The sequence below is a fragment of the Ruegeria sp. CJ3 genome (genome assembly GCF_056536725.1).
This window is the reverse complement of the sequence record NZ_JBQFQE010000004.1, coordinates 214371-239654: the sequence shown is the minus strand read 5'-3', so window position 1 is coordinate 239654 and position 25284 is coordinate 214371. Positions and strand designations below refer to the sequence as shown.

The following is a 25284-nucleotide window of genomic DNA, read 5'->3' as shown; positions in this document are numbered from 1 at the left end:
GCTAAGTGCCGGGTTTGCAGAACAGACTGTAAAGCAGGCCGATCACCTGCGCGGTCTTGCCATCATTCAGCGCGTAGTAGATCGCCTTGCCCTCGCGGCGCGCTTTCACCAGCCCCTCTTCGCGCAGGCGGGCCAGCATCTGGCTAACCGCCGCCTGCCGCATCCCCAGAAGTGCCTCAAGCTCTCCGACTGATCGCTCGCCTTCGCCAAGGTGGCACAGGATCATCAGGCGGCCCTCATGGGCCAGTGCTTTCAGAAACGCAGTCGCTTGGGCCGCGCTTTCCTGCATCTCGGCCGTGGTGTCGTCGGGCGGGGTCTTGGTATCGAGGTTTTGCGTCGTCACGGAATAGCCAATATGACTTAGGGGTTTGATCAATATGCCCTATCGGGGTGCAGATTGTCACCCCTCGGTTGCCGGGGCACCACCCTGAAAGGCATTTCCGTTGGCGTAATCACAGGGCTCCTCCTGCATCTGCAGGTGCAGGTCTTTACCGGTATAGGGGTTGGCGCGGGCCAGCGCCTCGTCGACTTCGATACCAAGACCCGGGGCGCTCGGCGGGGTGACGAACCCGTTCTCGACCCGGATCGCCCCCTTGATCAGTTGATCGTGGAACGGCGTTTCGATGGTTTCCAGCAGCAGAAGGTTAGGGATCGAGGCGGCCAGATGGGTGTTGGCGGCCCATTCCACCGGCCCGGCATAAAGATGCGGGGCCATCTGGGCGTTGAAAACCTCTGCCATCGCGGCGACCTTCTTCATCTCCCATATACCGCCGGCACGGCCCAGTGCCGGTTGCAGGATTTCGGCGGCTCCGGCGCGCAGAACTGCGCCGAATTCGGCCTTGGTGGTCATCCGCTCGCCGGTAGCCACGGGGATGCGGACGTTGCGGGCGACGCGGGCCATATCCTCGATCATGTCGGGGGGTGTGGGTTCCTCGAACCAGAGCGGTGAATAGGGTTCCAGCGCCTGACCCAGCCGGATCGCGCCCGCCGTGTTAAACTGCCCGTGGGTGCCGAACAACAGATCGGCCTTGTCGCCCACGGCCTCGCGGATGGCTTTGCAGAAGGCCACAGACAGCGAGATATCGGTCATCGCAGGCATATGCCCGCCGCGGATGGTGTAAGGCCCCGCAGGGTCGAATTTGACGGCGGTATAGCCACGCCGCACCATCTCGGCGGCGCAGTCCCCCGCCTGTTCCGGCGAGGTCCAGAAATCGGTCAGATTATGCTGCGGCAGAGGGTAGAGGTAGGTGTAGGCCCGGATACGGTCGTTCATCCGCCCGCCCAGCAGGGCATAGACCGGGCGGTCCCGGTCCTTGCCGAGGATATCCCAACAGGCGATCTCGAGCCCTGAAAACGCGCCCATCACCGTCAGGTCGGGGCGCTGGGTGAAGCCGCTGGAATAGGTGCGGCGGAACATCAGTTCGATGTTTTCGGGGTTTTCGCCCAGCATGTGCCGTTCGAACACGTCGCGGATGACATGGGTCATCGCCTCGGGACCAACGGACGAGGCATAGCATTCCCCCCATCCAATAACGCCGGTATCGGTCGTGACCTTGACCAATATCCAATAGCGCCCGCCCCAGCCGGGGGCCGGAGGCGCGGTGACGATGATATCGAGATCCTGCAGTTTCACGCGGCGCTCCTTTCGGGGTCAGCCCCTGTCGAACATGATCACATTGCGTTTGGCGGAACCGGATTTGGTGTCCTCGATTGCCTCGTTGATCTGTGACAGCGACCAGCGGCCCGAGATCAACTCATCCAGCTTCAGCCGCCCCTGTTCATAAAGGTCGATCATCCACGGAATATCCCGCTGAATCACCACGTCGCCCATTTTGGAACCGACCATGCCCTGACCCAAAGCGGCCAGCACCACGGGTTCATAGCTGGACACATCCCCTGAATGCGGCATCCCGATCATGATCGCCTTGCCGCCCCGACCCAGATACCGCGGGGCCTGATCATAGGCAGGGATCGCGCCGACGGTGATCAGAACTGCGTCCGCGCCACGTCCTCCGAGGGCCTTATAGGCGGCCTTCCATGGTGCGTCGAGGCTGCCCAGAACGCCGTGGGTTGCACCGAATTCTTTGGCGATTTCCAGCTTGTCCTCGGTCATGTCGACGGCGACGATGCGGCGGGCCCCGGCGATGCGTGCGCCCTGAATGGCGTTCAGCCCGACGCCGCCCGCGCCGATCACCACCACATCCTGCCCGGGGCGTAGCCCGGCGGCGTTCACCGCAGCGCCCACCCCGGTGATCACGCCGCAAGACAGCAGGCTGGCGAGGTCTTTGGGCAGGGTTTCGGGGATTTTGACGATCTGGCGATGGCTGACTACGACCTTCTCGGCAAAGGCCCCGCAGGCCATGGCTTGTTCCAGTGCGCCGCCATCGGCGGTGCGCAGGGGGCCTTTGACCGTGTCGTAGGGTGTCTCGCAAATGGTTGGCTTGCCGCCCGCACAAGACGGACAGGATCCGCAGGCGCGGATCAGGGTTACCACGACGGGATCACCGACCTTGAACCCTTCGGCACCTTCCCCGACTGCCGAGATGACCCCGGCGGCTTCATGCCCATATACTGCGGGCAGGTGGCCGCCCCATGCGCCGCTGGCGAACGAAATGTCCGAGTGGCAGATCGCTACGGCATCCAGCGTGACCTCGACCTCGCCCATTCCGGGTGGCGCGATCAGGATGTCCTCGATCACCAGAGGCGCGCCGAACTCCCGGCACACGGCTGCTTTTATGGATTGCATGTCTGTCCCCGTTCCGTTTGAGGCCACGGTGACCTGTCAACGCCAGAGCTGCAAGGCGGAATCCGCCATCAAAGTGTCGTTGTTATGCCAAAGCCGCGCGCGGCCGCAGGAACATCACCAACCCGACCGCCATCAGGACCAAAGCCAGCAGGAACGGCGCGCCGGGCAGATAGATCGGGGCGTTCTGGCCCGCGAACTGGGCGAAGACACTGGTCATGACCAACGGCGAGATGATCATCGACAGCGCGTGCAGGGCCGCAAGCACGCCCTGCAACTCGCCTTGTTGAGAGTCAGGTGTGGCGCGGGACATGAGGGCCTGCAGGGCAGGGGTGACCACCGCGCCCAAGGCGGTGACGGGGATCAGCATCAGTGCGATCAGGCCGTTGGTCAGAAAAGCCAGCAGGATGAAGCTGACGATTTCGAACGCCATGCCCCAGATGATGGTGACCCGCTCACCCAGATACCGGGTGGCGGGGCGGATCAGGCCGCCTTGCACGGCGGCCATACCGATTCCGTAAACGGCCAGAGACAGCCCGATCATCTGTGGCGACCAGCCGAAGCGTTCGAGTGTGAAATAGGACCAGATCGCCGGGTAGACATAGATCGAGATCGAGTAGAGGAAATAGACCCACAGCAGCGGCCGGATACCGGGCAGCGCTGCGATGGCGCGCAACGAGCCCGCAGGGTTGGCCCGTCGCCAGTGAAAGGGGCGACGGTTTTCTTCGGTCACGGTTTCCGGCATCACCAGCAGGCCCAGCAAGAAGCCTATGGCAGACAGCCCCGCCGCGGCCCAGAACGGAGCGCGGGTGCCGAATTCGCTTAGCAACCCGCCCATCAGCGGCCCCAGCACAAAGCCCAGCCCGAAGGCCGCACCCAGCAGGCCGAAATTCGCAGCCTTTTCATGGGGTTTAGACACATCGGCCATGAAGGCGGCGGCGGTCGAATGGGTTGCTGCGGTGATTCCTCCAATAATGCGTCCCGCCAGCAGCAGCCAGATGCTGCCCGCCACTGCCATCACCACATAATCCAGCGCCATAACAAAAAGCGAGACCAACAGAACCGTGCGTCGCCCATATGCATCCGACAGATTGCCCAAAACCGGACCGAACAGAAATTGCATGGTCGCAAAGGCGGTGCTGAGCACGCCGCCCCAGATCGCGGCGGTGGCCAGCGTCCCGCCCTGCACCTCGACGATCAGTTGCGGCATGATGGGCAGCACCAGGCCGATGCCCATCGCGTCGATCATCACGGTACCAAGAACAAACAGAAAGGGCAGGCGCATGAGAGTCCGAAACTTGTTTGACCGGACCCTAGCGGCAGGCCTGTCCAGTGCAAAGCCCTAGATCCGCTGCGAGATCTGGTGCATCAGCCCGGCCAGGTGTTCGGGGTGCGAGAAAAATGGCGAATGAGAGCTGTCGATGGTCAGGCTCAGGCCGGGATTTGCGCACTCAGCCATCTGGGCCTGATATTCGGTCGGAACGGTGCGGTCATCGGTGGTGCGGATGTAGGCCTTGGGCACGCGGTCGAAATTCTCACCCACATCCAGCGGTGTGGCTTGTGGCGCGATGGCCTGCGGGCAGAGACGGCCCAAGGCATACCTCACCACCTCGCGCGGGCAGTCGTGATAGAACAACCCCTGCACCCGGTCCGGCAGGACGCTGTAGGACAACCCGTCCGAGGATTTCTCGACCGCGTCCCCAATCAGCTGGCGGGGCGCACGTTTGCGCATCTCGATCATAGACAGCCCGGATTGCGGAACGTAGGCGCATAGATAGACCAATGCCCGCAACGCGTCGGGTGCAGCTTCGGCGGCAGCGCTGATCGGATATCCGCCCCACGAATGCCCGACAACGATGGTATCGGGGGTGCAGGCGGCAAGAACCGCATCGCGGCAGGACGCAAGCGTGACATCCGCAATCGGCGTCGGGTCTGATCCGTGGCTGGGCATGTCAATGGCGCGCGCCGCATGCCCGAATGTGGTCAGTTCGGGGATCAGATCGCGCCAGCACCAGGCGCCGTGGCATGAGCCGTGAACCAGCAGGAAATCGGCCACGTCTAAGCTCCTTGCAGATGTCCGGTTTCGGTCAGAAACCCGTTGAGGAGGTCCGCGTATTCGGCCGGCCGCTCGACGCAGGGCAGGTGGCCCGCCTTGCGGATAAGCGCAAATCGCGCGCCAGGGATCAGGTCAACCGTTTCGCGCACCAGATCGGGCGGGGTCGAGCCATCCTCGCTGCCAGCAATCCCCAGCGTGGGCAGGCGCAAACCGCTGGTTGGAGTGTAGAAATCGGTGCCGGAAATCGCAGCACAGCAGCCAAGATAGCCATCCAGAGGTTGCCTGACCATCATGTTACGCCACAGCGCCAGATCGGCACTGGCGCGGAAGGGTTTCGAGAACCACCGCTCCATCGTGGCATCCGCCAGCGCCTCGATCCCGCCTTCTCGGGCGGCGGCGATACGGTCCTGCCAGATATTGGGCGTGCCGATCTTGGCGGCGGTGTTCGACAGCACCACTGCGCGGATTTGATCCATGCGCTTCACTGCCAGCCCTTGCGCGATCATCCCGCCGATCGACAGGCCGACGAACATGCAGTCTTTGACCTCAAGATGGTCCAGCAACCGTTCGGTATCACGCACCAGCGCGCCCATCGAGTATGGTCCCTCGGGTTGCGAAGACAGGCCATGGCCGCGTTTGTCAAAACGGACAATGCGCAGGCCCTTGGGCAGCAATGGCAGGATCGGGTCCCACAGGCGCATATCCGTGCCCAGTGAATTGGCGAAGACCAGCGGCGCGCCGTCCGGGTCTCCGTCGACGCGGTAGTGTAGCTTAACGTCTCCAAGGTCGGCGATGTGCATCGGTGAGGGGTCCGCATAAATGTGTTTGCGGCGGAATAGTGCACCGGTTCATGCCGGTTGTCAGGTCAGGAATTCCAACGCTTGTTCAAAAACCTGCGGGTCCACATTACCGCCCGAGGCGACAACGATCACCGCATCCCCCTCGATCTGGTCCCTGCGAAACAGTGCCGAGGCCAGCGAGACCGCGCCGCCGGGTTCCAGCACAATCTTGAGCCGCAGGAAGGCCTGCGCCATGGCTTGCAACGCTTCTTGTTCAGACACCGACAGGCCGGGGCCACAGAGCCGGTGCAGGATCGGAAATGTGATCTGCCCCGGCTGCGGCGTCAGGATCGCGTCGCAGATATTGCCCGACGAGGCATTGTTGTTCTGGATGCTCCCTGAAGCCAGCGAGCGTTTGACGTCATCAAACCCCTCAGGCTCACACGGGCGGGCGCGCAGGCCCGGCGCGTGTTCTTCCAGCGCCAGCGCGATGCCCGAGGTCAGCCCGCCGCCGCCGCAACAGACCAGCACATCGGCCTGCGTGACGCCCTGCGCCTTGGCTTGTCGGGCAACCTCAAGCCCGACCGTGCCCTGACCCGCGATCACTTGCGGTTCGTCATAGGGCCGGATCAAGGTCAGGCCGCGCTGCGCGGCCAGCGCCTCGCCGATCTCTTCGCGGCTTTCATTGGCACGGTCGTACAGAACCACCTCGGCCCCCAAGGCGCGGGTGTTCGCGATCTTCAGTTGCGGCGCGTCCGAGGGCATGATGATGACCGAGGATATCCCGTGCTGGCTGGCCGCATAGGCAACCCCCTGCGCGTGATTGCCCGAGGAATAAGCGATCACGCCCCGCTGGCGTGCGACCTCATCCAGTGCCGAAATCGCTGACCACGCGCCGCGAAATTTGAAGCTGCCGGTGTGCTGCAGGCATTCGGGTTTCACCAGCACCCTGCGCCCGGCTATCTCATCCAGAAACGGGGAAGACAGCAGCGGAGTCTCGCGTGCATGCCCGGCCAGCCGCTGTGCGGCGGCCTCGATCATTTCAATACTGCTCATGTCGCGTCCAGTGTTTTGCGGATGACGTCCAATGATTGAGGTTCATTCAGAAAAGGCACATGCCCCCGATCTGCGATCTCGGCACTGATCAGACCGGGATGGCGGTTTTGCATCTCAACCAGCGTAGCGGCCCCGAACAGGTCAGAATTCGCCCCCCGGATCACACCGGTCGGTATATCGCCAAGCGCGTCGAACAACGGCCAAAGGTCGGGCGGCGGGCCTGCGGCGGCCTGCTGGAGCAGCGCCTCGCGCAGGGCGCTGTCGTAGCGCAGGGCGAGGCCCGTGTCGGATTGCAGATATTGATTTTCAACCTGCTGGCGCCAGACAGCACGGGGCACGCCGGGGAATTGCGGCTCCATCATCTGGTGCAACGCCTCTGCGGCCTCGTCATAGGTTTTCGCGTTGGGCAGTTTACCCACATAATCCATGATCTTGGCGATGCCCTCGGCCTCGATCACCGGCCCTACATCGTTCAGGATGACAGCAGCCAGACGATCCGGTTGGCCCGCAGCCAGCGCCATGGCGACCAGCCCGCCGCGCGAGGTGCCGAGGACCGTGACCTTTTCCAGCCCCAGATGGTCCAGTAATTCAATCGCATCCTGCCCTTCGCGCAGGATGTTGTAGTTCATGAAATCAGGGTCGTAATCGGACTGACCGCGCCCGCGATAATCCATCGCGATCATGCGCAGATCGCTGATATGCGGGGCAAGGAACGAGAAATCCCGGCTGTTGCGGGTGAGCCCAGCAAGGCAGAGCAGGGGCTGTCCCGCTCCGGTATCCTCAAAATAAAGACGTTTGCCATCCGAAGTGGTGAAGAAGGCCATCAAAGCCCCGCCAGTTGCGGGATGCTTGTCAGGTCGGACAGCACATGCGCCGGTTTCCATGGCAGACGGTCCATCGGCTCGCCCGCGCGGTTGACCCAGGCCGTGACGAAACCATAGCCGCTGGCCCCGGCAGCATCCCAGCCATTGGAACTGACGAACAGCACCTCGTCGCGGGCGCAGCCGAACCGGCCTTGGACCAGATCATAGACGCGGGCGTGCGGTTTGAAGACGCCGACGCTTTCGACCGATAGTACATCGTCCAGAACATCCCCGATCCCGGCGGACTGCACCGCCCCGTCCAACATTGGGGGTGAGCCGTTAGACAGGATGGCGGTCTGCAATCCGCCCGCCTTCAGCGCCTTCAGCATCTCGGGAACCTCAGGGTAGGCTTGCAATTCCCAATACAAATCCAACAGGCGTTGGCGCAGGGTGTCGTCGCCTTGCAGTCCGACGGCCTCAAGCGCCCAGTCCAGCCCGTCTTGTGTGACATCCCAGAAATCGCCATGCGCATCGGCCACGGCGCGCAGCCATGTGTATTGCAGCTGTTTCAGACGCCAATGGTTGGCAAGCTCGGGCCATTTGTCGGCCAAAGCCTCGAACCCCGGCTCGGCCGCGGCCTGACGCGCCGCCGCGGCGACGTCGAACAGCGTGCCGTAGGCATCGAATACGCAGGTTGTTATAGCCATCTGATCCTCCCCTGATCGCGCGCAGGTAAGCACAACCGGTTCACAGGTTAAAGAGGGCAGGGTTTACAATGCTGTGTCAGCCTCTAGGCTGCGCCGCTCATTCCCCTTGAGGCCGGAGGCCCCCAATGACCGCTATCAAACAAGGCGACACCGTTCGCATCCACTACACCGGAACGCTGCTGGACGGCAAAGTCTTTGACAGCTCCGAAGGGCGCGATCCGCTGGAGTTTGAGGTCGGCTCGGGCCAGATCATTCCCGGTCTTGACGTGGCGTTGCCGGGGATGGAGATCGGCGAGAAAAAGCGCGTCGAGATCGCCTGCACCGAAGCTTACGGTCCCATCAACCCCGGCATGCGCCAGCAAATCCCGCGCGAAGGTATCCCGGACGATATCCCGCTGGAGCCCGGCACGCAGCTGCAGATGCAGACGCCCGATGGGCAGACCTTGCCGGTGACTGTTGTCGGAGTCGATGAGGCGACCGTGACACTGGACGCCAATCACCCGCTGGCAGGACAAGACCTGATCTTTGATATCGAGATCGTTTCGGTGAACTGACCGCCGCAGGGGTCAGAGCCCCGGCATCATCCCAAGCATCGGCTCAACCGCGTCGAGAACCTGCGGTTGGGTCAGAAACACGACCGCAATCAGCAGCGCGGTCAGCGCCAGCAGCAGAATGCGCGCGCGGCCACCTGGGGTTTTGCGCCGGATTGAAGGTGCCCGCCCATTGCTGGCGAGGATCTGTTCAAGTTTGCTCATATTGCAATCCCTGCAGGCTAAAGATGGTGAAATCTTGACACCAGCAGGGAAAGAAATGGTCACATTGCCTCGGGCTGCGGCATGCCCAGAATGTGATAGCCTCCGTCGACGCGAATGATCTCGCCCGAGGTGTAGGTTCCGGCGTCCGAGGCCAGATAAACGGCAGTGCCGCCCACCGCCTCAAGCGTCGCGTTCGAACGCATCGGCGCGTTCTGATCACAGAACTTGTAGGTCTTGCGCGCACCGCCGATGGCGGCACCGGCCAGCGTCTTCATCGGGCCGGGCGAGATGGCGTTGACGCGGATGCCGTCGGGGCCCAGATCGTTTGCCAGATAACGGGTCGCTGATTCCAGCGCCGCCTTGGCCACGCCCATGACGTTGTAGTTCGGCACGACCTTGTTCGAGCCCTGATAGGTCAGGGTCAGCAGCGTACCGCCATTGTCTTTCATCAGCGGATAGGCGCGGCGCGCGACCTCGATAAACGAATAGGCCGACACATCCATCGAATGCTTAAAGTTCGCCCGGGTGGTGTTCAGGAAGCGGCCCGTCAGCTCGTTCTTATCCGAATAGGCGATGGCATGAACGACAAAGTCGATGGTCGGCCAGCGCTTGCCCAACTCATCGAACGCACGATCCAGGGATTCGTCATCAGTCACGTCGGCATCGACCATGAAATCGCTGCCGAGGCTTTGGGCCAGCGGTTCCAGCCGCTTGCCGAACGCCTCGCCCTGATAGGTGAAGGCCAGTTCCGCGCCTGCTTCGTGCATCGCCTTGGCAATGCCCCACGCGATCGAGCGGTCATTGGCCACGCCCATGATCAGGCCGCGTTTACCCTTGAGAAGTTCCGACATCTTTTTCACCCGTTATACTTCGACAGAACCATGGACCCGTTGGTGCCGCCAAAGCCGAAGCTGTTGGTCATCACGCTGTCCAAGCCTGCGTTTTCAACTACTTGAGTTGCAATTTCACCGGGCAGGATGCCTTCGGCAAGTGTGTCGACATTGATCGACGGAGTAATGAAATCATTGTCCAGCATCAGCAGGCAGAAGATCGCCTCAAGCGCACCTGCTGCACCTTGTGCGTGGCCGGTCATCGACTTGGTCGAAGAAATCGGCGGCACGTTGCCTTCGCCAAAGATGCGGCGCACGGCCTCAACCTCACCCACGTCTCCGACCGGGGTCGAGGTGCCGTGGGCGTTGATATATCCGACCTTGCGGCCTTCGGGGACGGTGGACAGGGCCAGACGCATGGCACGTTCGCCACCCTCACCGGACGGGGCAACCATGTCGTGGCCGTCCGAGGTAGCGGCATAGCCGGTGACCTCGGCGTAAATCTTGGCGCCGCGGGCCAGAGCGTGGTCGAGGTCTTCCAGCACCACGATGCCGCCGCCGCCCGAGATCACGAACCCGTCGCGGTTCTGGTCGAAGGCGCGCGAGGCTTTGTCGGGCGTGTCGTTATATTTCGAAGACATCGCTCCCATCGCGTCGAACAGGCAGGACAGGGTCCAATCCAATTCCTCGCCACCGCCAGCGAACATCACGTCCTGCTTGCCCAGCATGATCTGCTCCGCCGCGTTGCCGATGCAATGCAGCGAGGTCGAGCAGGCAGAGGTGATCGAATAGTTGATGCCCTTGATTTTGAAGGCTGTGGCAAGGTTCGCGGAAATGGTCGAGCACATGCATTTCGGTACCGCAAAGGGCCCGATCCGCTTGGTTGCGCCGTTTTTCAGAACCGTCTGATGCGCGGTCAGCATGGCGCTGGTGGACGGTCCGCCCGAGCCTGCGACCAGACCGGTGCGGGGGTTCACCACCTGATCCTCGGTCAGACCGGAATCGGCAATCGCCTGGCTCATTGCGATGTGGGCATAGGCCGCGCCGGGGCCCATGAAACGCAGGGTGCGCTTGTCCACATGCTCGGCCACGTCGATCTTGAGCGTTCCGGCGATCTGGCTGCGGAAGCCATGTTCGACCATCTGCTCGTTGGCCTCGATCCCGGATTTGCCTGCTTTGAGTGAGGCCAAGACCTCTTCGGCATTGTTCCCGATGGAGGACACAACCCCCAGTCCGGTGACGACGACGCGACGCATAAGCGTACTCCTGTGTTCCGTTTAGTGCTGTTAGTCCGTCAACTGGGGTCAGCTTTCGGACAATGCAACCTTCATGTCCTTGACCTGATAGATCACTTCGCCGTCGGCCTCGACCCGGCCATCCGCCACACCCATGGTCAGGCGGCGGGTTTGAACGGCTTTGGTAAAATCCACGTAATAGGTCAGCATCTTGCGGTCGGGGCGCACCATGCCGGTCAGCTTGACCTCGCCCACACCCAGCGCGTAACCGCGCCCCTGCCAGCCGCGCCAGCCGAGGTTGAAGCCGGTCAGCTGCCACAAGCCGTCCAGTCCAAGGCAGCCGGGCATGATCGGGTTGCCGGGAAAATGGCAGTCAAAGAACCACAGATCCGGAGTGATATCGAATTCGGCCACCACATGGCCTTTGCCATGCGCGCCGCCATCACCCGACACCTCGGTGATCCGGTCCATCATCAGCATCGGCGGAGCAGGCAACTGGGCGTTACCGGGGCCGAATAACTCGCCACGGGCGCATTTCAGCAGATCGTCCTTGTCAAAGCTGCTCGGGAATTGGGCCATTCTGCCGCCTCTCCTGCCAGGGGTCCGTTTGTAACATTTGGCCTCGTCTATCACCCGTATGCAAGGTCCTGCAAGAGCGTGACGCCATATCATGTTGTGCTTACGACATTCTTTGCGAATGAATTTCATTTGAAATCGGGGCGCGCGCGCCCTTATATATGGGATAGTTAAACACAGGCATCGGATTCATGACAACTCAGAGCCGGGAAATTGCTACGAATTGGTTGGTCGGCGCGGCATTGCGACCGACACGCCAGAGGGTTGCGCTGGCCGAGCTACTGGTCGGTGACGGGCTGCATCGTCACGTGACGGCGGAAAGCCTGTTCGAGTCGGCCAAGAAGAATGGCGATGCGGTGTCACTGGCCACCGTCTACAACACCCTGCGCGCGTTTTGCGAGGCGGGGGTCCTGCAGGAAATCACGGTGGATGGATCGAAAAGCTATTTCGACACCAATACCCATGATCATCCGCATTTCTTCTGGGAAGATGAAAGTCGTCTGAGTGATGCACCCTCGGATCAGCTGGTCATCCAGCGACTGCCCGACGCCCCCGAGGGGGTTGAGATCGCCTCGGTCGATGTGGTGATCCGCCTGCGCAAGAAGACCTAGCCATTTACACGTGCGATTCGCCTGCGCGTTGCGGGCGATTGAACGTGGCGGTCAGATATGCGCAGATCGGCATGACTGATTCACGGAGACCGACATGCCGCACCCTCTCGTTTCGCAGGATATGATCGACAGCTATCAGACGGATGGGGTTGTTCTGGTCAAAGGTTTGTTTGCCGACCATGTCGACGCCCTGCGCGCCGGGGTTGCGGCCAATATGGCCGAGCCGGGTCCTTATGCGTCTGAAAACGAGAAACAAGGCGAAACGGGCCGGTTCTTTGACGACTATTGCAACTGGTCCCGCATTCCGCAGTTTCGCTCGGTGATTGAGACCTCGCCTGCCGCCGAGGTTGCGGCCGATCTGATGCAATCGGACATGGTGCAGATGTTCCACGATCATGTGCTGGTCAAAGAGCCCGGCACCTCGATGGCCACGCCGTGGCACCAGGACGGGCCTTACTACTTTGTTGAAGGGCAGCAGACGATCAGCTTCTGGTCTCCGCTGGACCCGGTGACACGAGCGACCTTGCGCTGCGTGGCGGGGTCGCATCGGTGGGAGAAAGAAGTGCTGCCAACCCGCTGGGTTTCTGAAGAGGGTTTCTTTGCCGATGAGGGGCAGTACATCCCCGTGCCCGATCCAGACGCCGAGGGTATGCGGGTCGTCGAGTTCGAAATGCAGCCCGGCGACGCTGTGGCCTTCAACTATCGCACGCTGCACGGCGCGCGTGGCAACCAGTCCGACAGCCGTCGCCGTGCGTTTTCGCTGCGTCTGGTGGGGGATGATGCGCGATATGTCGAGAGGCCGGGGCGCACGTCTCCTCCGTTTCCGGGGCATGACATGGTGCCTGGGCAGCGGCTGCGAGAGGATTGGTTCCCGATTCTGTTGCGGCGTTGAGCTTGGGGGGCGCTGCCCCCGTCGCCCTTGGCGACTCCCCCGAAGTATTTCTGAACAGAAGAAGGATGCGCCCGTTCGGGCGCATCGGTTCGTCGTTTCCTAGACGGCTGCTTTCAGCGCGGCAGCAAGGTCGGTACGTTCCCAGCTGAAACCGCCGTCAGCGTCAGGTTCGCGACCGAAATGACCATAGGCGGCCGTGCGTTGATAGATCGGCTTGTTCAGTTGCAGGTGTTCGCGGATGCCGCGCGGGGTCAGGTCCATGACCTGATCAACAGCCTTTTCGATCACCGCATCTGCGATCTGGCCGGTGCCATGGGTATCGGCGTAGATCGAAAGCGGCTTGGACACGCCAATCGCATAGCTCAGCTGAATCGTGCAACGCTCGGCCATACCTGCGGCGACCACGTTTTTCGCCAGATAGCGCGCGGCATAGGCGGCAGAGCGGTCCACCTTGGTCGGATCCTTGCCCGAGAACGCGCCGCCGCCGTGCGGAGCGGCTCCACCATAGGTGTCAACGATGATCTTGCGCCCGGTCAGGCCCGCGTCGCCATCGGGGCCGCCGATCACGAATTTGCCGGTGGGGTTCACATGCCACTCGGTCTCGTTGCTCAACCAGCCGTCGGGCAGAGTCTCGCGAATGTAGGGCTCGACAATAGCGCGGATATCGTCCGAAGTCAGCGCGGCGTCCAGATGCTGGGTCGACAGCACGATCGAGCTGACGCCAACCGGCTTGCCATCGCTATAGACCACCGACAGCTGGGATTTGGCATCGGGACCGAGTGCGGGCTCGGTACCGTTTTTGCGCACTTCGGCCAGTCGGCGCAGGATAGCGTGCGAATATTGGATCGGAGCGGGCATCAGCGCGGGCGTTTCAGTTGTGGCATAGCCGAACATGATACCCTGATCGCCAGCGCCCTCGTCCTTGTCGCCCGACGCATCCACGCCCTGTGCGATATGGGCGGATTGTTCGTGCAGCAGGTTCGTCACTTCCACCGTTTCATGGTGGAACTTGTCCTGCTCGTAGCCGATATCCTTGATACAGGCGCGCGCGATATCGTCGATATGCGCCATGTAGTCATGCAGTTTTTCCTGATCCGACAGGCCGACCTCGCCGCCGATGACGACCCGGTCGGTCGTGGCAAAGGTTTCGCACGCCACGCGGGCTTCGGGTTCTTCGCGCAAGAAAGCGTCGAGTACGGCGTCCGAGATGCGGTCGCAGACCTTATCCGGGTGCCCTTCGGAAACGGACTCCGAAGTGAAAGTGTAGTTCTGTCGGGACATGAAAGTGCTCCATTAAGATTTCCCCGTCACGCCAGGAAGCCGTTGTGACGGGCACGCGACCGGATACGCGTCCTGTCAGGCGGGGTCAATCGGTATTTGGGTTCGGCCCCGTCGGGTGTGGTGCCAGAGCAGCGCAAGCAGCACCAGTAAGGCTAAAAGGACCGGATTGTCTCCGATCCGGGAATAGAGCGTGGGGTGCTGCGGTAGGGGCAGTTCGGCGTCGACATACCCGGCCTGTCCAAGAGGCAGGGAGGCGGTGATCTGCCCCAACGGATCAATCATCGCGGACACGCCGGTATTGGCCGAACGCATCATCGGCAGCCCTTGCTCGATCGCGCGCATCTGTGCTTGCGCCAGATGCTGATAGGGGCCGGACCAGGTGCCGAACCACGCATCATTGGTGATCTGAAGCAGGAAATCCGCGCGGCCCGGTGCGGCCAGAACGTCTTGTGTGAACACGGCCTCGTAACAGATCAGCGGCAAGGCCTTGCCAAGCGGGCCAGCCTCGATCAAGGCGGCCCCGGGTCCGGCACTGAAGCCACTGCCCGCCGTGGAGGCCATGCCGTGGATGCCGAAGCGGGCCATCAGATTGCCGAACGGGACATATTCGCCAAAGGGGGCCAGATGGTGCTTGTCATAAAGACCCTGCTGCTGGCCGTCGGCGTTCAGATAGATCATCGAATTGTAGATCTGCGGGCCGTCTCCGCGCTGGATCCCCAGAAAAACCGGGGTGCCCTGCGCGGCCTCAGCGATGGCCGACAGATAGGGCTGTGCGCTGCCCAACCATGCGGGAACCGAGGTCTCGGGCCAGACGATCAGGTCGGGGCGGGGCTCGGCCACAGTGAATTCCAGCTGCCGCGCGAAGAAGAGCGGGGCGTAGGCCGGGTCCCATTTCTGATGCTGCGGGGCGTTGGGCTGGATCAGACGTACGACATGATCGGACAGCGTCACCGGGGGCCGGGTCGCTGCGTAGCCGAGCGCCAAGGCGGCAAACCCAATCGCGGTGATCGCCGGAGCCATCAATCCGCGCAGCGTACGATTGCTGAACAACGCCGCCCCCAGCGGCAAGGTGGCCAGCAGCGTCACCGCACCCAGCCCATAGGGCCCCATAAGCGATAGCAATTGGGCAACCGGTGTACCGACCCAAACCTGCGCAATCCCCGCCCATGGAAACCCCGTCAACAGATAGCCGCGACCGAGCTCGGCCAAAGACAAGGCGACCGCCAGCACTGTGGTTTGCGCCAAAGCGGATCCTCCGATCCGTTTTGCGATGCCGAACGCCAGCGCCCAGAACAAGGCCAGACCGCCCGACATGCAGGTCAGCGCAAACGGGGCCATCCAGGCGTGGCGCTCTGCGTCGACCAGAAACGGCTCAACAATCCAGCTGAGGGCATGGGCGAAATACCCTGTTGCAAAGGCCCAGCCCAGCAGGGCGGCGCGGCGCGGTGTTTCGCAGGCTACAAGAAGCGGCGCGATCAGGATCAGCGCCAGCAGCGTGGCGAACCAATAGCCCAAGGGTGCCAGCCCCGACGCCCCAGCGGCCCCAAGTCCGGCGGCCAGCAGGCATCGCAGCCACAAGGGCCACCCGCCGGCAGAGTTCATGCAGCGATGTCCGGCAACATGACCCGCAGCCGCTTGATTCGGCGTGGGTCGGCGTCGATCACTTCGAACTCGGCCCCTTCTGGATGGCACACGACCTCACCACGCGCGGGCACCCGGCCCGAGAGCATGAAGACCAGACCGCCCAGCGTGTCGATCTCTTCCTCGTCCACATCCTCGTGGCTGGTCAGAGAGCGCCCGATCTCGGCCTCGAAGTCTTCAAGCGGTGCGCGGGCCTGCACCACGTAGCAGCCGGGTTTCTCCTGTATCCACAGCAGATCTTCGTGGGCGTCATGTTCGTCGGCGATCTCGCCCACGACCTGTTCAATCAGGTCCTCGATGGTCAGCAGACCGTCTACGCCACCATATTCGTCGATCACCAGCGCCATATGGCGGCGCTCGGTCTGCATCTTGGTCAGCAGCACGCCGATCGGCATCGACGGCGGCACAAACAGCAAGGTGCGCAGCATCGAGGTCAGGTCGAATTCAGCCGAGCTGCCATTGAACCCATGGGTCAGAGCAAAGTCCTTGAGGTGAACGAAGCCCAGCGGCGTATCAAGCGTACCCTCATACACCGGAATGCGCGACAACCCGCTTTCGCGGAAGATCTGCGCCAGCTCATCCTTGGGTGTTGTCGAGGGGACCGAGATGATTTCGGCCGTCGGGATCGCAACATCTTCGACCCGCATCCTGCGCAGGTTAATCATGCCTCGGGGCTGCGGGGTGCTAATCTGGGTGCCGTTCACCTGATCCGCCGCGTGGCCCTGAGAGGAGAAAGCGCCGAAAACGCGGGACAAGAATCCGCCCTTTTCGTCGCTGCCATTGTTGCCGTCCTGAGGTTGCGCGCCCTGCGCCGCCCTAGAACTGCCGTCTGTTTCGCCCATTATCCTGTTCCAAATGATCGGGCAAAGTTGCCCCTGTCATACATTATATGGGTCATCTATACCCAGTTTGCCAAGTATCTCGACCTCAACCCTCTCCATCAAAGTGGCGTCGGGGTCACGAATGTGATCATAGCCCAGCAAATGTAATGTTCCGTGAACGATCAGATGGATGACGTGATCGTCCATGGATTTGCCCGCCTCTGCCGCCTCGCGGGCACAGGTGTCGTAGGATATCGCGATATCGCCCAACGCGATTTCACCCGTGAAATCTGAATTTGGTTTCATGGGGTTAGCGCCAGCCTCATCTGTGGAAAGGTCCTCGGCGGGCCAACTGAGCACGTTGGTCGGCGTGGGCTTTTCCCGAAACTGGGCGTTCAGTTCGGCGATACGTGCGTCATCGCAGCCCAGCAGGCTGATCTCGCACAGATCGGCGTCAAGATCGCAATGCTTAAGAACAGCCGCCATCGCGCGAATGGCCAGCGGCTGCAGCCCGCTCCAGCGGTCGTCCTCAACGGTGACTTCCAGATTCATGCCAATAGTCCCGGGCCCTGATACGTTGGGGGCCGCAGGAGGTTATCCGGTTTCACGGCCCGAGTCGGCCTCATACGCTTCGATGATGGCGGCGACAAGCGGGTGGCGCACGACGTCTTTTGAGGTGAAATAGTTGAAGCTGATATTGGGGATCGTCTTCAACAGACGTTCGGCATCCGCCAAACCCGACTGCACGCCGCGCGGCAGATCGACCTGCGAGCGGTCGCCGGTGATCACCATACGGCTACCTTCACCCAGGCGGGTCAGGAACATCTTCATCTGCATGGTCGTGGCGTTCTGAGCCTCATCGAGCACCACAAAGGCATTGGCCAGAGTGCGCCCGCGCATGAAGGCCAGCGGCGCAATCTCGATCCGTTTTTCCTCGATCAGCTTGGCCAGTTGCTTGCCCGGCAGGAAATCGTTCAGCGCGTCGTAAAGCGGCTGCATATAGGGATCGACCTTGTCCTTCATATCACCAGGCAGGTACCCCAGCTTTTCCCCGGCCTCGACGGCCGGACGGCTGAGGATGATGCGATCCACATGGCCACCGATGAACATCGAGACACCGACCGCGACGGCTAGATAGGTCTTGCCTGTCCCGGCGGGACCAATCCCAAAGGCCAGTTCATTGTTAAACAGAGACTGGACATAGGCCTTCTGGGCGTCGGTGCGCGGCTCGACCAGCTTTTTGCGGGTCTTGATTTCAACCGTGCCGCCCTTGAACATCTCAAGCTGATCGCCGTCCCGCGTGCCGGTTCCGGCTTCGGAGTTGCCCATGCGCAGCTCGCGATCTACATCTGCCGCTTCCACATCCCGCCCGCCTTCGAGCCGTGTGTAAAGCGCCTGCAGAACTTCGATCGCCTGCTTCTGCGAATCGTCATCGCCCAGAACGACCAGCTGATTGCCGCGCCGCACGATCTGCACCGAGAGCTTTTGTTCGATATCTGTCAGGTTGCGGTCATATTCACCGCAAAGATCAATCAGTAATCTGTTGTCAGGAAATTCAACAAGCGCCTCACGCTGGGGCATGTCATCTTGCGGTGGGGTCAGGGCACCGATGGCCAATCCGTTCTCCTGTCTTGGCGTTTCACCCTGAGCGTAGACAACATCCCGAGGGGGACGCAAGCGGCAGTTTCAATTTTTGCGTGACCGATGACAAATGCGCCGATTTGCCCTGTGATCCCTGGGGGCGTATCAGAACGTATAGTTCAGACCGAACCGCAACCCGCGGTACTTTGGCGTGGATTTGGTGCTGAACTGCGGGCCAAGATCGACGGTTTTCGAATCGAACTGCAGATATTCGATCTCACCGGTGATCGACCAGTTGTCGTCCAGCTTGTGCTCGGCACCCAGGCTGGCCGAGAATCCCTGCCGCCGGTCCACATCCTCGAACCGGGTCGACTGGCTGCTGTCGGTCAGCGACGTCGAGGTGGTGATATCGCCGCGCACATAGCCAACAGTCACGAAATACAGAACACTGCCGCTGCGGTTGGTCAGACCATTCTTAAGGCGCACCGAAAACACGTCGGAAATTGCCGATCGCCCGGTGACGAGCGTTTCCCCAATCATCGTTGATGTACTGTCATCCAGCGTGCCGGTGTCATAGCCTAGCTCAAGACCGTAGACATAGTCGCGTCCGCCGATGGCCGGCAGGACACCCCGCCAGCCGCCGCGAAAACCGCCGAAATTGCCGCTTGGGCTGAGATCGCCAACGCCAAAGACGTCTACACCGGCAACGCGCAAGCCAAAGTCGTCCGACCCGCCCGATGCGCGCCCGCCGCTGACGCCCAGATAAAACGCACTGACATCGCGGGAAAACCGATTGGGCGAGATCACATCAGGTTCAGTCACGTCGCCGATAATATCGCCTGCAGAGGCGGGCAGGGTACAGGTGATTGCAATCGCCATGGCGATCAAAAACCGAAAAGGCTCTGACCTGAAAGAACACATCCGCTTCACTACTCGCACCCTCCGCCGCGGTGGACCATATTTCGGGCCAACGCATGTACATTCAGAGACCTGCCCTGAAAAATCTGGCCTACCTCGGAACATAGTTCCAAGTCATAAATCAAGGGTTAAATTTTGCCCGACAAACCCGTCATGGTCTGCGCACAACGGTCAGGCGAGAGCACCCGCCAGCGAGTTGGCCCCTGAATCCAAAATTCTGACCTTACGTAAGTCCCCGGCCTCGACATCGGCGCCTGCCACGTGAACTGCATGCAGATACTCGGATTTTCCAACCATCTGGCCCGGTTGCCGCCCGGGTTTTTCGAACAGAACGTTGACGGTCTGACCGACCATCGCGTCTTGAATCTCGCGCTGGTGACGGGTGATCATGGTCTGAAGGCGCTGCAGACGCTCGTCAGCCACTTCCGTGTCAACCTGTGGCCGTTCAGCCGCAGGGGTGCCGGGCCGCGTCGAGTATTTGAAGGAATAGGCATAGCCGTACCGGACCTCTTCCACCAAATCCAGCGTGGCCTGAAAGTCCGCGTCGCTTTCTTCTGGGAAGCCAACGATGAAATCCCCCGACATCAGGATATCGGGCCGCGCTTCGCGAATACGCTCGATCAGCCGCAGGTAGCTTTCGGCGGTATGACTGCGGTTCATCCGCTTCAAAATCCGATCCGATCCTGACTGCACCGGCAGATGCAGATAGGGCATCAGCTTGTCGCAGGTGCCATGTGCTTCGATCAGATCATCGCTCATGTCATTGGGGTGCGAGGTGGTAAAGCGGATACGCTCCAAACCATCAACCTTGTTCAACTCCCAGATCAGACCGGCCAGAGTCATATCCCCATTCGGCCCCGCCCCATGATAGGCATTGACGTTCTGACCCAGCAGAGTGATCTCGCGCACACCGCGTTCGACCAGATCTTGCGCTTCGCGGATGATGCGGTCGGCGGGGCGACTGACCTCGGCCCCGCGGGTATACGGCACCACGCAGAAGGCACAGAACTTGTCACAGCCCTCTTGCACGGTCAGAAACGCCGTCGGGCCACGCTTGGCCTTGGGCCGGTTCTTGAGCTTCTCGAACTTATCCTCTTCGGGGAAATCGGTATCCAGCGCCTTTTCACCCGCACGGGTCTTCGCCTCCATCTCGGGCAACCGGTGATAGCTTTGCGGCCCCACCACCAGATCGACCAGAGGCTGGCGGCGCATGATTTCTTCACCCTCGGCCTGCGCCACGCAACCCGCGACACCGATCTTCAGATCAGGTTTCTCGGCCTTCAATCCCTTGAAGCGGCCCAGTTCAGAATAGACCTTCTCAGCCGCTTTCTCGCGGATATGGCAGGTGTTCAGCAGGATCATATCCGCATCGTCCGCAGACTTGGTCTCGACATAGCCCTGCCCGCCCAGCGCTTCGGCCATGCGTTCACTGTCATAGACGTTCATCTGACAGCCATAGGTCTTGATAAACAGCTTCTTGGGTTCGGACATGGATCGGGCCTTTGCGCTCGCTGGATCGGCGTCGTCTATACGTAACGAACGCCGCTTGCAATGCTGGCGCAATTACCCGAATTTGACGTGAATTTCCAGCGACGCGAGACCCCGGACAGGCGATGCAATACGATTCCCTCGATCACTTCCTGAAAACCGGCCGAGATGCGCTCGCCAAAGGTCCCGTCGCCCTGATCTTTGCCGAGGACGATGTCGAGTTCGACAGCACCCTGCGCCACCACCTTCGGCTGGGCTTCAGGTCAGTGATCGCCTTCATGCCCCCCCAGTTCACGCTCAGCGATGACCTGAGCGATCAGATCCACCGCGTTCCGCTGACCTGCGCCCCGCGTGGCGTGGTGTTCGACACCATAAACCGCATTGTGCAGACAGCGCCCGAGGTCTGGCTCTACTACTGCTATAATGCCGAATATCTGTTCTTCCCGTTCTGCGAAACTCGCACGGTCGCCGAACTTCTGGCCTTCCATGCAGAGGAGCGCCGCCGCGCGATGCTTGCGCATGTGATCGACCTCTATGCCGACGATCTGACAGCCTTCCCCAACGGGGTCGCGCCGGATCGCGCCATGCTCGACAGCACCGGATACTACGCTCACGCGCGCCATGACGCCGACGGCACCTCGCTCGAACGGCAACTGGATATGTCCGGCGGCCTGCGCTGGCGGTTCGAGGATCACATCCCCTATGCCCGGCGCCGCATCGACCGCATCGCCCTGTTCAGACCGAAACCCGGCCTCGAACTGCTGCCCGATCACAGCTTCAACGAGGCCGAATACAACACCTATGCCTGCCCCTGGCACAACAACCTGACCGCCGCGATCTGCTCCTTCCGCGCCGCCAAGGCGCTAAAAACAAACGCAGGCTCCGCCTTCGGCATCTCGGATTTCCGCTGGACCCACTCGGTGCCCTTCGAATGGAACTCTTCCCAACTCCTGCAACTCGGTCTTATCGAACCCGGCCAGTGGTTCTGACTCACCCTTCTTCTGTTTAAAAATACTTCGGGGGTGTGGGGGCTGGCCCCCACCTCCACCACTTGCCACAGGATGATGCCCGCAGTATGGGCACCATCATGAGCACCCAGACCCCACAACGCCCCCGCCGAAACTTCTATGGCCGCTTCAAGGGCAAGACCCTGAAACCCAGCCAGAAGACCTATCTGGCCGAGGATCTGGCCGCGCTGACCCCCGGTGCCGTCGACTGGGACACCAACCCCGACCGCACCCCGCTGGATCTCAACGCCCTGTTCGGCGGTAAGGATGTCTGGCTGGAGATTGGCTTTGGCGGCGGCGAGCATCTGGTGCATCAGGCGCAGCAGAACCCCGATATCGGCATCATCGGGGCCGAGCCCTTTATCAATGGCGTCGCGATGCTGTTGGGCAAAATCCGCCGCGCAGGGGTGGAAAACCTCGCCGTGCATCCCGGTGACGCGCGCGACCTGTTCGATGTGCTGCCCGAGGCCAGCATCTCGCGCGCCTTCCTGCTTTATCCCGACCCGTGGCCCAAGAAACGCCACCACCGCCGCCGCTTCGTGACGCCCGAGCATCTTGACCCGCTGGCCTGCGTTCTCAAACCCGGCGCGATCTTTCGGGTGGCGACCGATATCCCGGACTATGTCCGCCAGACGCTCGAAGAGGTTCCGCGCGCCGGTTTCGAATGGCTGGCCGAGCGCCCCGATGACTGGCGCGTGCCGTGGGATGACTGGCTTTCCACCAGATACGAGCAGAAAGCCCTGCGTGAAGGCCGGACGCCGCATTACCTCACCTTCCGCCGCAAAGACTGATTGCCGCTGGACCAACCGGCCCCAATTCGCTAATCGGCCTTGAACTGATAGCGAAAACAGGAGCCCCCATGTCCGGACACGGCACGCCCATCCCGATGACCTCGCATCCCTGCGGTCCGCTGACCGGCACGGCAGAGGTGCCGGGCGACAAGTCGATCTCGCACCGCTCGCTGATCCTGGGCGCAATGGCCGTGGGTGAGACCCGGATTTCCGGCTTGCTTGAAGGCGAGGATGTTCTGGACACCGCCAAGGCCATGCGGGCCTTCGGGGCCGAAGTGACCGATCATGGTGGCGGAGAATGGACTGTGCACGGCGTCGGCGTCGGCGGTTTTGCCGAGCCCGATCAAGTGATCGACTGCGGCAACTCGGGCACCGGTGTGCGGTTGATCATGGGTGCGATGGCGACCTCTCCGATCACCGCGACCTTCACCGGGGATGCCAGCCTGAACAAACGCCCGATGGCCCGCGTGACCGATCCGCTGGCGCTGTTCGGCACGCAATCGGTGGGGCGCGAAGGGGGACGTTTGCCGATGACCATCGTGGGTGCGGCGGACCCGGTTCCTGTGCGGTACGAGGTGCCGGTGCCTTCGGCACAGGTCAAATCCGCCGTTCTGCTGGCCGGTCTGAACGCCCCCGGCAAGACCGTGGTGATCGAGAAAGAGGCCACCCGCGACCATTCCGAGCGGATGCTGGCCGGTTTCGGTGCCGAGATCACGGTCGAGGACACGGATGAGGGCCGCGTCATCAACCTGACCGGGCAGCCCGAGCTGAAACCTCAGGTCATTGCTGTGCCGCGCGATCCCTCCAGCGCGGCCTTCCCGGTTTGCGCGGCGCTGATCACACCGGGCTCGGACGTGCTGGTGCCCGGCATCGGCCTGAACCCGACCCGAGCGGGCCTGTTCACCACCCTGCGCGAGATGGGTGCAGACCTGACCTATGAAAACGAACGCGAAGAGGGTGGCGAGCCCGTTGCTGATCTGCGCGCGCGATATTCGCCCGATATGAAGGGGATCACGGTGCCGCCCGACCGTGCGGCCTCGATGATTGATGAATATCCGGTTCTGTCGGTGGTCGCCGCTAACGCAACCGGCACCACGCTGATGGGCGGCGTCAAGGAACTGCGCGTCAAGGAAAGTGACCGCATCGACGCCATGGCGCGCGGGCTGCGGGCCAATGGTGTAACCGTGGACGAGGGCGAGGATTGGTGGTCTGTCGAGGGCCTTGGCATCGGCGGCGTTCCGGGCGGCAGCACCTGCGAGAGCTTTCTGGACCACCGGATTGCCATGTCGTTCATGGTGATGGGTATGGGCGCGAAAGCCGCCGTTTCGGTCGACGACGGCAATCCGATCGCGACATCTTTCCCGATTTTCGAGCCGCTAATGGCAGGGCTGGGCGCACGGGTCGAGCGCGCATGAAGTTCACGGTCGCCATCGACGGTCCCGCTGCCGCGGGCAAGGGTACGATTTCAAAAGGTGTGGCGGCGCATTTCGGGTTTGCACATCTGGATACCGGGCTGCTCTATCGGGCTGTCGGGCGGCGCACTCTGGACGGGGCGGATCCAATCGACGCGGCGCAGGCATTGACGCCCGAGGACCTGACCACCGGGGATCTGCGCACGGCGGAGGTCGCGCAGGCGGCCTCGAAAGTGGCGGTGATCGGCGAGGTTCGCGCGGCGCTGGTCGATTTCCAACGTGCCTTTGCCCGGCGCGCGGGCGGAGCGGTTCTGGATGGGCGCGACATCGGTACGGTGATCTGTCCGCAGGCTGACGTGAAGCTCTTCGTCACCGCGTCGGCCGAGGTGCGGGCTGAACGGCGGTTTCTGGAACTCAGTGCCAAGGGTTCGGATGTGGCGCGCAAGCAGGTTCTGGCGGATGTGCGCGAACGTGACGCGCGGGATGCAGAGCGCAGCACCGCCCCGATGAAGCCCGCGGAGGACGCGGTGCTGCTGGATACCTCGGACCTGAGCATCGATGACGCGCTGGCGCAGGCCATTGCTGTCATCAAACGGAAAATGCCCGCGGCCTAGGGGCGCCGCGGGCCATCCCGGTCCGAAAGCTTACAGCTCGCCAACCGCAATGCTGCGGATATTAGTCCACTGATCGTCAGCGGTTTTGGCTGTTCCAGTCACGTCCTCAAGGAACTTGGCCCGGGTCGCCGCGTTCAGGAACAGGTACAGCTTGCCGTCGGCCACGATGTACTGATCCGGGTCGCCATCGAACTTCTTGCCCACCGACACGCCGAACGAACAGTACCCGCCATGCTGCGGCAGATAGGCTGCCGGGTTGGCCTCGAACGCCTCAAGGTTTTCGGCGCTGGTGAAATAGTAGGATGCACCGTCATAGGTGGCCGAGTGGTTGGCAAAGCCTTCCACCGGATTGCCGCTGGTGACAAGTGCCACCAGATCGACGCCATGCGCCGCCAGCGGCGCGCCAGCGGCCGAGATGCCCTTGGACACGTTGATCTCATCCACGGCAAAGGCCGGGGCGGTCAGGGCCAGCGTGGCAGCAACAGCGGTCAGAATGAGAGATTTCATGGCAGTTTTCCTTTCTGTCTTTGGTCAAGGCCGGAGGGGACGTCGACCGGTGTGACAAAGGTAGGCGAGGAATTTCGGACGTGTAATCGCAGATAGACCACCAAACCGTGCAGATCGTACAAACTGACGTATCAATGGCGCTATGTGTTCACATAGCTTTGTTTGGCCAGCCTTGCACCC

Annotated in this window: 28 protein-coding genes and 1 riboswitch; of the genes, 7 read left to right on the top strand and 21 right to left on the bottom strand. The window is 61.9% G+C overall.

Features of this window, described 5'->3' with window-relative positions:
* Nucleotide 1 precedes the first annotated feature (1 nt).
* The 9 genes from ACR0J1_RS09510 to ACR0J1_RS09470 all read right to left on the bottom strand — a co-directional run bounded on the left by ACR0J1_RS09510 (nucleotide 2) and on the right by ACR0J1_RS09470 (nucleotide 8144).
* Nucleotides 2-289, bottom strand: coding sequence for an ArsR/SmtB family transcription factor (locus ACR0J1_RS09510; RefSeq protein ID WP_480732735.1), 288 nt, complete (start codon nucleotides 287-289; stop codon nucleotides 2-4).
* A gap of 111 nt (nucleotides 290-400) precedes the next feature.
* Entirely contained in the window at nucleotides 401-1633 is a 1233-nt protein-coding gene (locus ACR0J1_RS09505; protein ID WP_480732412.1) for a mandelate racemase/muconate lactonizing enzyme family protein, read from the bottom strand.
* A gap of 18 nt (nucleotides 1634-1651) precedes the next feature.
* On the bottom strand, nucleotides 1652-2746 hold the full coding sequence (locus ACR0J1_RS09500) for a Zn-dependent alcohol dehydrogenase (protein WP_480732414.1): 1095 nt from the start codon (nucleotides 2744-2746) through the stop codon (nucleotides 1652-1654).
* A gap of 82 nt (nucleotides 2747-2828) precedes the next feature.
* A complete protein-coding gene (locus ACR0J1_RS09495; RefSeq protein ID WP_480732415.1) occupies nucleotides 2829-4028 on the bottom strand; it encodes a TCR/Tet family MFS transporter in 1200 nt (399 codons plus the stop codon).
* Nucleotides 4029-4085: 57 nt separating this feature from the next.
* Nucleotides 4086-4799, bottom strand: a complete 714-nt coding sequence (locus ACR0J1_RS09490) for an alpha/beta fold hydrolase (RefSeq protein ID WP_480732416.1) — start codon at nucleotides 4797-4799, stop codon at nucleotides 4086-4088.
* A 2-nt stretch (nucleotides 4800-4801) separates the two neighbouring features.
* Nucleotides 4802-5599 carry a 3-oxoadipate enol-lactonase gene (gene pcaD, locus ACR0J1_RS09485; RefSeq protein WP_480732418.1) on the bottom strand — a complete coding sequence of 266 codons (798 nt, stop codon included), beginning with the start codon at nucleotides 5597-5599 and terminating at the stop codon, nucleotides 4802-4804.
* 60 nt (nucleotides 5600-5659) lie between these two features.
* Nucleotides 5660-6634: a threonine ammonia-lyase gene (locus ACR0J1_RS09480; protein WP_480732420.1), complete on the bottom strand. Its 975-nt coding sequence runs from the start codon at nucleotides 6632-6634 to the stop codon at nucleotides 5660-5662.
* Nucleotides 6631-7458, bottom strand: a complete 828-nt coding sequence (locus ACR0J1_RS09475; RefSeq protein WP_480732421.1) for an alpha/beta fold hydrolase — start codon at nucleotides 7456-7458, stop codon at nucleotides 6631-6633. The genes ACR0J1_RS09480 and ACR0J1_RS09475 overlap by 4 nt, the downstream gene beginning before the upstream one ends.
* The gene (locus tag ACR0J1_RS09470) at nucleotides 7458-8144 is read right to left on the bottom strand and encodes a haloacid dehalogenase type II (RefSeq protein WP_480732422.1); all 687 of its coding nucleotides are present in this window, start codon (nucleotides 8142-8144) and stop codon (nucleotides 7458-7460) included. The genes ACR0J1_RS09475 and ACR0J1_RS09470 overlap by 1 nt, the downstream gene beginning before the upstream one ends.
* 125 nt (nucleotides 8145-8269) lie before the next feature.
* On the opposite strand from ACR0J1_RS09470, the gene ACR0J1_RS09465 reads away from it, so the two are divergent.
* On the top strand, nucleotides 8270-8698 hold the full coding sequence (locus tag ACR0J1_RS09465) for an FKBP-type peptidyl-prolyl cis-trans isomerase (RefSeq protein WP_480732424.1): 429 nt from the start codon (nucleotides 8270-8272) through the stop codon (nucleotides 8696-8698).
* Nucleotides 8699-8710: 12 nt separating this feature from the next.
* Here the strand turns inward: ACR0J1_RS09465 and ACR0J1_RS09460 are convergent, their stop codons facing one another.
* Genes ACR0J1_RS09460 through fabA form a run of 4 tightly spaced genes read right to left on the bottom strand, consistent with a single transcriptional unit; the run spans nucleotide 8711 to nucleotide 11543 of the window.
* Nucleotides 8711-8899: a hypothetical protein gene (locus tag ACR0J1_RS09460; protein ID WP_480732426.1), complete on the bottom strand. Its 189-nt coding sequence runs from the start codon at nucleotides 8897-8899 to the stop codon at nucleotides 8711-8713.
* A gap of 59 nt (nucleotides 8900-8958) precedes the next feature.
* Nucleotides 8959-9750, bottom strand: a complete 792-nt coding sequence (locus ACR0J1_RS09455) for an enoyl-ACP reductase FabI (RefSeq protein WP_480732428.1) — start codon at nucleotides 9748-9750, stop codon at nucleotides 8959-8961.
* Nucleotides 9751-9755: 5 nt separating this feature from the next.
* Nucleotides 9756-10985, bottom strand: a complete 1230-nt coding sequence (gene fabB, locus ACR0J1_RS09450; RefSeq protein WP_480528332.1) for a beta-ketoacyl-ACP synthase I — start codon at nucleotides 10983-10985, stop codon at nucleotides 9756-9758.
* A 48-nt stretch (nucleotides 10986-11033) separates the two neighbouring features.
* On the bottom strand, nucleotides 11034-11543 hold the full coding sequence (fabA, locus tag ACR0J1_RS09445; protein WP_480732430.1) for a bifunctional 3-hydroxydecanoyl-ACP dehydratase/trans-2-decenoyl-ACP isomerase: 510 nt from the start codon (nucleotides 11541-11543) through the stop codon (nucleotides 11034-11036).
* Between the two features lie 188 nt (nucleotides 11544-11731).
* On the opposite strand from fabA, the gene irrA reads away from it, so the two are divergent.
* Both irrA and ACR0J1_RS09435 read left to right on the top strand, forming a co-directional pair.
* The gene (gene irrA / locus ACR0J1_RS09440) at nucleotides 11732-12151 is read left to right on the top strand and encodes an iron response transcriptional regulator IrrA (protein WP_480732432.1); all 420 of its coding nucleotides are present in this window, start codon (nucleotides 11732-11734) and stop codon (nucleotides 12149-12151) included.
* A gap of 94 nt (nucleotides 12152-12245) precedes the next feature.
* Nucleotides 12246-13043, top strand: a complete 798-nt coding sequence (locus ACR0J1_RS09435; RefSeq protein WP_480732433.1) for a phytanoyl-CoA dioxygenase family protein — start codon at nucleotides 12246-12248, stop codon at nucleotides 13041-13043.
* Nucleotides 13044-13142: 99 nt separating this feature from the next.
* Here ACR0J1_RS09435 and metK read toward each other — a convergent pair whose 3' ends face one another.
* From metK to miaB, 7 genes are all read right to left on the bottom strand, one after another.
* Nucleotides 13143-14324 carry a methionine adenosyltransferase gene (gene metK / locus ACR0J1_RS09430; protein ID WP_480732435.1) on the bottom strand — a complete coding sequence of 394 codons (1182 nt, stop codon included), beginning with the start codon at nucleotides 14322-14324 and terminating at the stop codon, nucleotides 13143-13145.
* A 5-nt stretch (nucleotides 14325-14329) separates the two neighbouring features.
* Nucleotides 14330-14378, bottom strand: a riboswitch (SAM-SAH riboswitch).
* A 21-nt stretch (nucleotides 14379-14399) separates the two neighbouring features.
* Nucleotides 14400-15926: an apolipoprotein N-acyltransferase gene (gene lnt, locus ACR0J1_RS09425; protein WP_480732437.1), complete on the bottom strand. Its 1527-nt coding sequence runs from the start codon at nucleotides 15924-15926 to the stop codon at nucleotides 14400-14402.
* A complete protein-coding gene (locus ACR0J1_RS09420) occupies nucleotides 15923-16807 on the bottom strand; it encodes a hemolysin family protein (protein ID WP_480732439.1) in 885 nt (294 codons plus the stop codon). Before ACR0J1_RS09420 ends, lnt begins: the two co-directional genes overlap by 4 nt.
* A 36-nt stretch (nucleotides 16808-16843) precedes the next feature.
* A complete protein-coding gene (ybeY, locus tag ACR0J1_RS09415) occupies nucleotides 16844-17338 on the bottom strand; it encodes an rRNA maturation RNase YbeY (RefSeq protein ID WP_480732440.1) in 495 nt (164 codons plus the stop codon).
* A 42-nt stretch (nucleotides 17339-17380) separates the two neighbouring features.
* Nucleotides 17381-18403, bottom strand: a complete 1023-nt coding sequence (locus tag ACR0J1_RS09410) for a PhoH family protein (RefSeq protein WP_480732442.1) — start codon at nucleotides 18401-18403, stop codon at nucleotides 17381-17383.
* A gap of 129 nt (nucleotides 18404-18532) precedes the next feature.
* A complete protein-coding gene (locus ACR0J1_RS09405) occupies nucleotides 18533-19246 on the bottom strand; it encodes an outer membrane protein (RefSeq protein ID WP_480732444.1) in 714 nt (237 codons plus the stop codon).
* 210 nt (nucleotides 19247-19456) lie between these two features.
* Nucleotides 19457-20776, bottom strand: a complete 1320-nt coding sequence (miaB, locus tag ACR0J1_RS09400; protein ID WP_480732445.1) for a tRNA (N6-isopentenyl adenosine(37)-C2)-methylthiotransferase MiaB — start codon at nucleotides 20774-20776, stop codon at nucleotides 19457-19459.
* Nucleotides 20777-20898: 122 nt separating this feature from the next.
* On the opposite strand from miaB, the gene ACR0J1_RS09395 reads away from it, so the two are divergent.
* The 4 genes from ACR0J1_RS09395 to ACR0J1_RS09380 all read left to right on the top strand — a co-directional run bounded on the left by ACR0J1_RS09395 (nucleotide 20899) and on the right by ACR0J1_RS09380 (nucleotide 24597).
* Nucleotides 20899-21762: a hypothetical protein gene (locus tag ACR0J1_RS09395; protein WP_480732447.1), complete on the top strand. Its 864-nt coding sequence runs from the start codon at nucleotides 20899-20901 to the stop codon at nucleotides 21760-21762.
* A gap of 98 nt (nucleotides 21763-21860) precedes the next feature.
* Complete coding sequence (gene trmB, locus ACR0J1_RS09390; protein ID WP_480732448.1) at nucleotides 21861-22571, top strand: tRNA (guanosine(46)-N7)-methyltransferase TrmB; 711 nt, start codon at nucleotides 21861-21863, stop codon at nucleotides 22569-22571.
* 68 nt (nucleotides 22572-22639) lie between these two features.
* Entirely contained in the window at nucleotides 22640-23986 is a 1347-nt protein-coding gene (gene aroA, locus ACR0J1_RS09385; RefSeq protein ID WP_480732450.1) for a 3-phosphoshikimate 1-carboxyvinyltransferase, read from the top strand.
* Entirely contained in the window at nucleotides 23983-24597 is a 615-nt protein-coding gene (locus tag ACR0J1_RS09380; RefSeq protein ID WP_480732452.1) for a (d)CMP kinase, read from the top strand. Before aroA ends, ACR0J1_RS09380 begins: the two co-directional genes overlap by 4 nt.
* Nucleotides 24598-24627: 30 nt before the next feature.
* On the opposite strand, the gene ACR0J1_RS09375 is transcribed toward ACR0J1_RS09380, so the two are convergent.
* The gene (locus ACR0J1_RS09375) at nucleotides 24628-25104 is read right to left on the bottom strand and encodes a YHS domain-containing (seleno)protein (protein WP_480732454.1); all 477 of its coding nucleotides are present in this window, start codon (nucleotides 25102-25104) and stop codon (nucleotides 24628-24630) included.
* Nucleotides 25105-25284: the final 180 nt, after the last annotated feature.